Annotated in this window: 5 protein-coding genes; 1 reads left to right on the top strand and 4 read right to left on the bottom strand. The window is 39.4% G+C overall.

Annotation, left to right across the window (positions count from 1 at the left end; all coding sequences use genetic code 11):
* Positions 1 to 17: 17 nt before the first annotated feature.
* Both O3643_RS07510 and pbp2a read right to left on the bottom strand, forming a co-directional pair.
* Positions 18 to 497, bottom strand: a complete 480-nt coding sequence (locus tag O3643_RS07510) for a sigma-70 family RNA polymerase sigma factor (RefSeq protein WP_371500917.1) — start codon at positions 495 to 497, stop codon at positions 18 to 20.
* A 184-nt stretch (positions 498 to 681) separates the two neighbouring features.
* Entirely contained in the window at positions 682 to 2,907 is a 2,226-nt protein-coding gene (gene pbp2a / locus O3643_RS07505) for a penicillin-binding protein PBP2A (RefSeq protein ID WP_371500915.1), read from the bottom strand.
* 88 nt (positions 2,908 to 2,995) lie between these two features.
* Here pbp2a and O3643_RS07500 point away from each other — a divergent pair, with 88 nt between their 5' ends.
* The gene (locus O3643_RS07500) at positions 2,996 to 3,871 is read left to right on the top strand and encodes an RluA family pseudouridine synthase (RefSeq protein ID WP_371500913.1); all 876 of its coding nucleotides are present in this window, start codon (positions 2,996 to 2,998) and stop codon (positions 3,869 to 3,871) included.
* A gap of 66 nt (positions 3,872 to 3,937) precedes the next feature.
* Here O3643_RS07500 and gap read toward each other — a convergent pair whose 3' ends face one another.
* Together gap and adhE are read right to left on the bottom strand one after the other, a co-directional pair.
* Positions 3,938 to 4,948, bottom strand: coding sequence for a type I glyceraldehyde-3-phosphate dehydrogenase (gene gap / locus O3643_RS07495; RefSeq protein WP_004251141.1), 1,011 nt, complete (start codon positions 4,946 to 4,948; stop codon positions 3,938 to 3,940).
* Between the two features lie 309 nt (positions 4,949 to 5,257).
* Positions 5,258 to 7,909, bottom strand: a complete 2,652-nt coding sequence (gene adhE / locus O3643_RS07490) for a bifunctional acetaldehyde-CoA/alcohol dehydrogenase (RefSeq protein WP_049494466.1) — start codon at positions 7,907 to 7,909, stop codon at positions 5,258 to 5,260.
* Positions 7,910 to 8,121 lie beyond the last annotated feature (212 nt).

The raw sequence follows: 8,121 nt of genomic DNA, 5'->3' as shown, positions 1-8,121 counted from the left end.
ATATTGGATTTATTTTTTTATCTTTTTGGAGAAAAATCTCTTAGCACCTGCTTTAGTTCTTTCATCATTGCTTTTCTTCCTTTGAATCGCTCATCAGCTAACAGTCGTTCAAATAACTCCAATTTTTCTTTTCCTAATCCTGCTCGATACTCTTTAAGCACTTCTTGTAATGCGTAAGACTCATCTATCAATAGACCCCCTTCTCCTAATCGATGGCTAATCTCGCTCACTTCTTCATAAGCTTGTCGATCCAATCTTCTTTTGTAACTTTCTTGTTTCCTGACTGCATCCAAAATTCGATTTCGAAACTTTGTTTTGAAGTAGGTATAAAATTCCTTATTTTTATTTTTCTTAAAATCAGGGTGATTTTCTAATAATTCATGTAGGCAAATCATTCCCTCTTGATCCCAATCTTCTTTTTCCCATAAATGAAGGTAGTATTCTTTTCTACACTTATGTACAATAGCTTTTACTTCGTGGTAATTCATGTCTAACATAGTTGTCTCCTTTTCTTCCATAAGTATAGCAGAGGTAGAGACGAATTATGACATTTCTTCTAATTTGTTATTTATCTTGCCTGATTTTTATTTTTTTGAATGTTTGATATTTCGTTGGGATATCTTTTTAGACTTTTTAGGATATAAAAAGAGACAAGAGTTATGCTCTTGTCTTTTAAACAATTTATTGGAACAAATCTACAATTGTATCCCAGACGGTTTTTGCCTTTTCTTTAATTTTTGCATCTGAAATAGCTTTTTCTGCCTCATCAATAAGGTTCTGGGCTCGACTTTGAATGTCACTTATAGAGTCATTTGACTGCCCTCCACCATTGTCAGTTGACTGATTCGGAACATTTTCAGGAGCAATCCCATTTATTTTATAGGCATTTTCAACTGTAAATGTGCTTCCTGGTGTATAAGGAAGAATTGTTTCTGCCATACTTCTAAAAATATGAGCGGCGCCATTTGATGTCGAACCTGCTAGATAATGATTTTCATCGGTTGTCGGGAAACCAAGCCAGTGACTAATGACTACATCTGGCGTATAGCCGATAACCCACTGGTCACTCGTATACACCGGGTTGAAGGCTGCTTCTGTTGTACCTGTTTTTCCGGCCATAACATAACCATCTGGTGATGAACTTATCCCTGTACCGTTTGTGAATGTCCCTAGCATCATGCTAGTCATTTTATCCGCTACGGATTTATCTATCACTCGTTTTTGAGAATTCTTATGGGTAGCAATGACTTGACCACTTGCATTTTCAATACGTGTAATGAAATGTGCTTCAGGCATCAAACCTTCGTTCGCAAATGCTGCATAAGCTTGCGCCATTTGCAGTGGACTGGTTTCCACACCACCGCCCAGTGCAACACCCAACACACGATCTACATTGGTTAAGTTAAGCCCGAATCTTTCGCCTGATTCAAAAGCCTTGTCAATACCAAGTTCCTTAACCGTGGCTACTGCAGGAAGGTTTAGGGATTCAGCTAAAGCTTGGTACATTGGAACTTCTGGAGATGTTTTAATTCCTGCGTAGTTATCTACCTTGTAATCACCATACTCCATAGTATGATTGTCCAACTCTTTATTTAGAGGCCAACCAGCTTCGACTGCTGGGGTATAGACAATTAAGGGCTTAATAGTTGAACCTGGGCTTCTTTTTGATTGAGTTGCATAGTTGAAATTTCGGAAACCAGCTTTATCATCTCCTGCTACACGACCAACAACTCCTCGAACTCCTCCTGTTTTTGGTTCTAGAGCAACACTGCCCGACTCAGCATGAGTTCCATCTTCTGCGGTTGGAAAGAGAGCTGTGTTTTCATAAATGACCTGCATATTAGCCTGGTAATTCTGATCTAATTCCGTATATATACGATAGCCGTTGTTCACAATTTCTTCTTCAGTTAAATTATACTTTTCAATTGCTTCATTAACAACAGCATCAAAATAGGATGGATATCGGTAGTCTGAAACTTTACCTTCATAAGCATCTTGCAGTTGAGAGGCCATATCAACACCCGAAGCTTCCGCTTCTTTGTCTTTATCAATATAGCCAGCAGCGACCATGTTTTGGAGAACGGTGTCTCTACGATTAGTAGAATCTTCAATAGAATTCAAAGGGTTATACAATTCTGGTCCTTTGAGCATTCCAGCTAAAGTTGCAGCTTCATCAAGTGTCAGTTGAGAGGCTGAAACCCCAAAATATTTTTTACTTGCATCTTCAACACCCCAAACTCCATTTCCGAAGTAGGCATTGTTCAAGTACATAGTCAGAATTTCTTTCTTACTATATTTTTTTGTTAGCTCCAAAGCTAAAAAGAATTCTTTCGCCTTTCTCTGTACAGTCTGATCTTGAGAAAGATAGGCATTTTTCGCCAACTGCTGAGTAATTGTAGAACCACCACCTGAGCGTCCAGCCGTCACTATCGCTAGGAAAAAACGAGCATAGTTAATACCATCGTTCTTATAGAAACTTCTATCTTCTGTAGCAATGACAGCATTTTGTAAGTCTTCACTGATATCCGAAAGTTCGACATAGGTGCCTTTTTGACCTGACAAGGCGCCTGCTTCTTTTTCCTCTCTGTCAAAAATCAGAGTGCGAGTTTTTAAAGCGTTTTGTAAGTCGGTAACATTTGTCGATTTTGCTAGAGCAAACAAATAGACCCCAACAAACAAGCTGGCACTAAGCCCAAGAATCAAAAAGATTTTTGTCAGATGATAGCGACGCCAAAATTTTCGAACAGGACCAATTGCCCCCGCTTTCTTTCGTCCTGCTCTTGAACGCCGTAAATTGCTCGACGCACTTTCTTCTTGTTCAGTTCCATTCATTTCTGTTTTTTCAATTTCAGATTCTTCTTTTTTAAATAAAGAAAGAAATTTTTCAAATAAGGTATCTAATTTCATGCGTATATTTTATCATCTTCCCCATAGGAAGACAAGAATTTTGCTAGTTCCCCTGTCCAAATAAATTGATTTTTGTTACAATATCAGTATGAAATTTACCTTTACAATCCCCAACTCTCTACCCGAAATGACTGTCAAACATTTTCTAGAAGAACAATTGTTAATACCTCGAAAAATAAGGCATTTTTTGAGAATCAAGAAACACATCCTCATTAATCAAGAAGAAGTCCACTGGCATCAAACGGTCAAGGCTGGAGATGAGTGCCAATTGATTTTCGACGAGGAAGATTATCCTACAAAAATAATTCTATGGGGAAATCCCAAGCTTGTCGAAGAAGTCTATCAAGACCAACATTTAATTATCGTCAATAAACCTGAGGGTATGAAGACACATGGAAATCAGCCAGACGAGATAGCTCTTCTCAATCATGTCAGCGCCTATGTCGGCCAAACTTGCTATGTTGTTCATAGACTAGATATGGAAACAAGCGGTCTCGTACTGTTTGCGAAGAATCCATTCATTCTTCCTATCCTTAATCGCTTATTAGAAAAGAAAGAGATTTCTCGAGAATACTGGGCTCTAGTAGACTGGGAAATAAAGAATAAAGAACTTATATTTCGAGATAAAATCGGTCGCAATCGCCACGATCGTAGAAAACGAATAGTTGACCCCAAAAATGGTCAATACGCCGAAACTCATGTAACTCGGTTAAAACAATTTCAAAACAAAACCAGTCTCGTTCGGTGTAGATTAAAAACAGGACGTACTCATCAGATCCGAGTCCACCTATCTCACCACGGACATCCAATCCTCGGGGACCCACTCTACAACCCACACTCAAAAAACAAGAGACTGATGCTTCACGCATTTAAACTATCCTTTATCCACCCTCTGACTTTAAATAAATTAAGCTTTACCGCACTCTCAGATACATTTGAAAGAGAATTAAAACAAAATGGATGATTTTATCATCCATTTTTATAGATACAAAAAGCAAGACCGATTGGTCTTGCTTTTTCGACTCAGAAATTATTTAGCAATTTTTGCGAAGTATTCAAGAGTACGTACAAGTTGTGCAGTGTATGACATTTCGTTGTCGTACCATGATACAACTTTAACCAATTGTTTACCGTCAACGTCAAGAACTTTAGTTTGAGTTGCGTCAAACAATGAACCGTATGACATACCTACGATATCTGAAGATACGATTGGATCTTCTGTGTAACCGTATGATTCGTTTGAAGCTGCTTTCATAGCTGCGTTCACTTCATCAACAGTAACGTTCTTTTCAAGAACAGCTACCAATTCAGTAACTGATCCAGTTGGAGTTGGAACGCGTTGTGCAGATCCGTCAAGTTTACCATTCAATTCTGGAATTACAAGACCGATAGCTTTAGCAGCACCAGTTGAGTTAGGAACGATGTTTGCAGCACCAGCGCGAGCACGACGAAGGTCACCACCACGGTGTGGTCCGTCAAGGATCATTTGGTCACCAGTGTAAGCGTGGATAGTAGTCATCAATCCTTCTACAACACCGAAGTTATCTTGAAGAGCTTTAGCCATTGGAGCCAAGCAGTTTGTAGTACATGAAGCACCTGAGATAACTGTTTCAGTTCCATCAAGAACATCGTGGTTAGTGTTAAATACAACTGTTTTAACATCGTTTCCACCAGGAGCAGTGATAACAACTTTCTTAGCGCCACCTGCATGCAAGTGTTTTTCAGCAGCTTCTTTCTTAGCAAAGAAACCAGTCGCTTCAAGAACGATTTCTACACCGTCGTTAGCCCAGTCGATTTGTTCTGGATCACGTTCAGCAGAAACTTTAACGAATTTACCGTTAACTTCGAATCCACCTTCTTTAACTTCCACAGTTCCGTCGAAACGACCTTGAGTTGTGTCATATTTCAACAAGTGTGCAAGCATAACTGGATCTGTAAGGTCGTTGATGCGAGTAACTTCAACACCTTCTACGTTTTGGATACGACGGAAAGCAAGACGACCGATACGACCGAAACCGTTAATACCAACTTTAACTACCATTAGTGATTTCCTCCTTATGAAAATCATGAAAATTTTATTGTGAAAAGAGTAACTTGAATCACTACAAATCACCTTTCAACAAACCTATTATATAACTATTTTAGTTTTATTGCAAGCGCTGACGTTGATTTTCACTTCAGTTTTCTACTTTCTAGATACACAATTTTATATAGATTCCCTTTGTCAAAAGTCTATCAACATACATCTTTATAGTTATTTACAAAACTTTTTTGTTAAACTTTTAACCTCTTCTATTTTGAAAAACTATAAAAAGAGGCAGGATTACTCCTGCCTCTGACTGATAATCAATTATTTAAGACGTCCTGGTCTTTCTTTGTAACCATAGTAAGCATCTTCGATGATTTCTTGCATATGATCAACCATTGGAAGACGTGGGTTTGCAGGTGAACATTGATCTTCATAAGCCAGGAAGGCCAATTCACGTGAATGTTCTTTCCATTCTTTCTCGTCAACACCTTGTGCTTTGAAGTTCATTTCGATACCTACGCGCTCACCGAGTTCGTAAACAGCTTTAGCATAAGATGCAACTCCTTCTTCTGGAGTAGAAGCTGGAAGTCCAAGCATACGAGCGATATCTTGATATTTCTCATCTGCACGGTAGTAGTTGTACTTAGGCCATGTAGCTGTCTTAGCTGGGCGTGTACCATTGTAACGGATAACGTATGGAAGCAAGATTGCATTTGTACGTCCGTGAACTGTGTGGAATTGTGCACCAATCTTGTGAGCCATTGAGTGAGAAATACCTAGGAAGGCATTAGCAAAGGCCATACCAGCAATAGTTGAAGCGTTATGCATTTTCTCACGTGAGTGGAAGTCTGCATTCTTAACTGAGCTTTCAAGGTTTTCAAATACGAGTTTGATTGCTTGAAGAGCAAGACCGTCAGTGTAGTCGCTAGCCATTTGTGATACGTAAGCTTCAGTCGCGTGAGTCAATACGTCCATACCAGTATCAGCGGCAACAAATCCAGGAACTGTCAATACCAAAGCAGGGTCTACGATTGCCACGGTTGGTGTCAATGAGTAGTCAGCGATTGGGTATTTACGGTTGTTTGCTTTATCAGAGATAACGGCAAATGGAGTTACTTCAGATCCTGTACCAGATGTAGTTGGGATAGCGATGAATTTAGTCTTCTTACCAAGCAATGGGAATTTGAAGGCACGTTTACGGATATCCATGAATTTTTGTACAAGGTCACGGAAGTCCACTTCTGGTTGCTCATAGAAGAGCCACATTACTTTAGCAGCGTCCATTGGTGATCCACCACCAAGAGCAATGATTGTATCTGGTTTGAAGGAACGCATAATCTCAGTACCACGTTCAACTGTAGTGATATCTGGATCTGGCTCTACATCTGCAAAGATTTGGTAAACAACCTTATTACGACGAAGGTCAAGTTGCTCGATGATACGATCAAGGAAGCCAAGCTCTACCATAGCGTGGTCAGTAACGATCATGACACGCTCAACGTCACGACATTTTTGAAGGTATTGAATTGAATCACGTTCAAAGTATGTTTTTGAAGGAAGTTTCATCCATTGCATGTTATTTCTCCGTCTTCCGACTTTTTTGATATTCAAGAGGTTAATGGCGCTAACGTTATCCCCAACTGAGTTACGTCCGTAAGAACCACATCCGAGTGTCAATGATGGCAAGAAGGCATTATAGACATCCCCGATACCACCGAAAGTAGAAGGTGAGTTACAGATAACACGAATAGCTTTAACAGCTTTACCAAATTCTTTAGTCAATTCTTCATCAGCTGTATGGATAGCTGCTGAATGCCCAAGACCGTTAAATTCAACCATTTGACGAGCTTTTGCAATACCGTCTTCGCGACTTTCAGATTTCAAAACTGCGATAACTGGTGATAATTTTTCACGAGTCAACGGCTCGTTTTCGCCAACTTCTTTACATTCTGCAGCAAGAATGTTTGTTCCTTCTGGAACAGTAAATCCTGCTTGTTCTGCGATCCAAGTTGCTGGTTTACCAACGATGTCAGCGTTCAATTTTGCACCAGCACAGTTTTTGCTGTTTGCTTTCACGCCGAAGCAGAACTCTTCAAGAAGAGCTTTTTCTTTTTTGTTTACAAAGTAAGTGTGGTAAGATTTGAACTCTGCTACAAATTCATCATAAATTTCTTTATCAATAATAACCGCTTGTTCAGATGCACAGACCATACCATTATCAAATGATTTAGACATTACGATATCGTGAGCAGCTTGGCGAATGTTGGCTGATTTTTCAACATAAGCTGGAACGTTTCCGGCACCTACCCCAAGAGCTGGTTTACCACATGAGTATGCAGCTTTAACCATGGCATTCCCACCTGTTGCAAGGATTGTTGCAATACCTTCGTGGTTCATCAATGCGCTAGTTGCTTCCATAGATGGTTCAGTAATCCACTGTACACAGTTTTCAGGAGCTCCTGCTTTAATCGCTGCATCACGCACGATTTGAGCAGCGTGAGCTGATGATTCTTGAGCTGACGGGTGGAACGCAAAGACAATAGGATTACGAGTCTTCAATGAAATCAAAGCTTTAAAGATTGCTGTTGAAGTAGGGTTTGTTGTTGGAGTGATACCACAAACAACACCAACCGGTTCAGCAATAAGAGTCAAACCTGTCACATCGTCTTCTTCAATAACACCAACTGTTTTAGTGTGGCGCATGTTATTTACCACGTGCTCACAAGCAAATAGATTTTTAGTTGCTTTATCTTCAAATACTCCACGTCCTGTTTCTTCAAAGGCATGTAAAGCCAATTCTCCGTGAGCATCAAGTGCTGCAACTGAAGCTTTTGCTACGATATAATCGACTTGATCTTGGTCAAGTTTACGCATTTCTTCAAGGGCAACCAAAGCTTTTTGCACCAAACCATCAACATGCTTTTCAGCAGCGAGTTTCTTTTCCTCTGGTGTTACAGTTTTTTTATCAGCCATATTTTCCTCCATAGCTTTCAAGGATTGTAAGTCCTTTGTTAGTTTTTTCACAATCTTATTATAACTCTTTTTTCAAGATTTGTAAACAGTTTCATAGAAATTTCACAAACTTTTTTTATTCGCTTGTGAAAATAATTTTGCACATCCCTACCCATACGCTTTTTAGCTTATACTTTGTGAATAATCTCGTAAAACTTTTATTTTTCACAAAC

The sequence above is a fragment of the Streptococcus sp. 20925_1_44 genome (assembly GCF_041432435.1).
Classification (GTDB): domain Bacteria; phylum Bacillota; class Bacilli; order Lactobacillales; family Streptococcaceae; genus Streptococcus; species Streptococcus infantis.
This window is presented reverse-complemented; position numbering and strand designations above follow the sequence as displayed.

What these genes read in the sequence shown, in the direction of transcription:
- O3643_RS07510 (WP_371500917.1), bottom strand. Translation starts at nt 497, where the DNA reads ATGTTAGACATGAATTACCACGAAGTAAAAGCTATTGTACATAAGTGT.
- pbp2a (WP_371500915.1), bottom strand. Translation starts at nt 2,907, where the DNA reads ATGAAATTAGATACCTTATTTGAAAAATTTCTTTCTTTATTTAAAAAA.
- O3643_RS07500 (WP_371500913.1), top strand. Translation starts at nt 2,996, where the DNA reads ATGAAATTTACCTTTACAATCCCCAACTCTCTACCCGAAATGACTGTC.
- gap (WP_004251141.1), bottom strand. Translation starts at nt 4,948, where the DNA reads ATGGTAGTTAAAGTTGGTATTAACGGTTTCGGTCGTATCGGTCGTCTT.
- adhE (WP_049494466.1), bottom strand. Translation starts at nt 7,909, where the DNA reads ATGGCTGATAAAAAAACTGTAACACCAGAGGAAAAGAAACTCGCTGCT.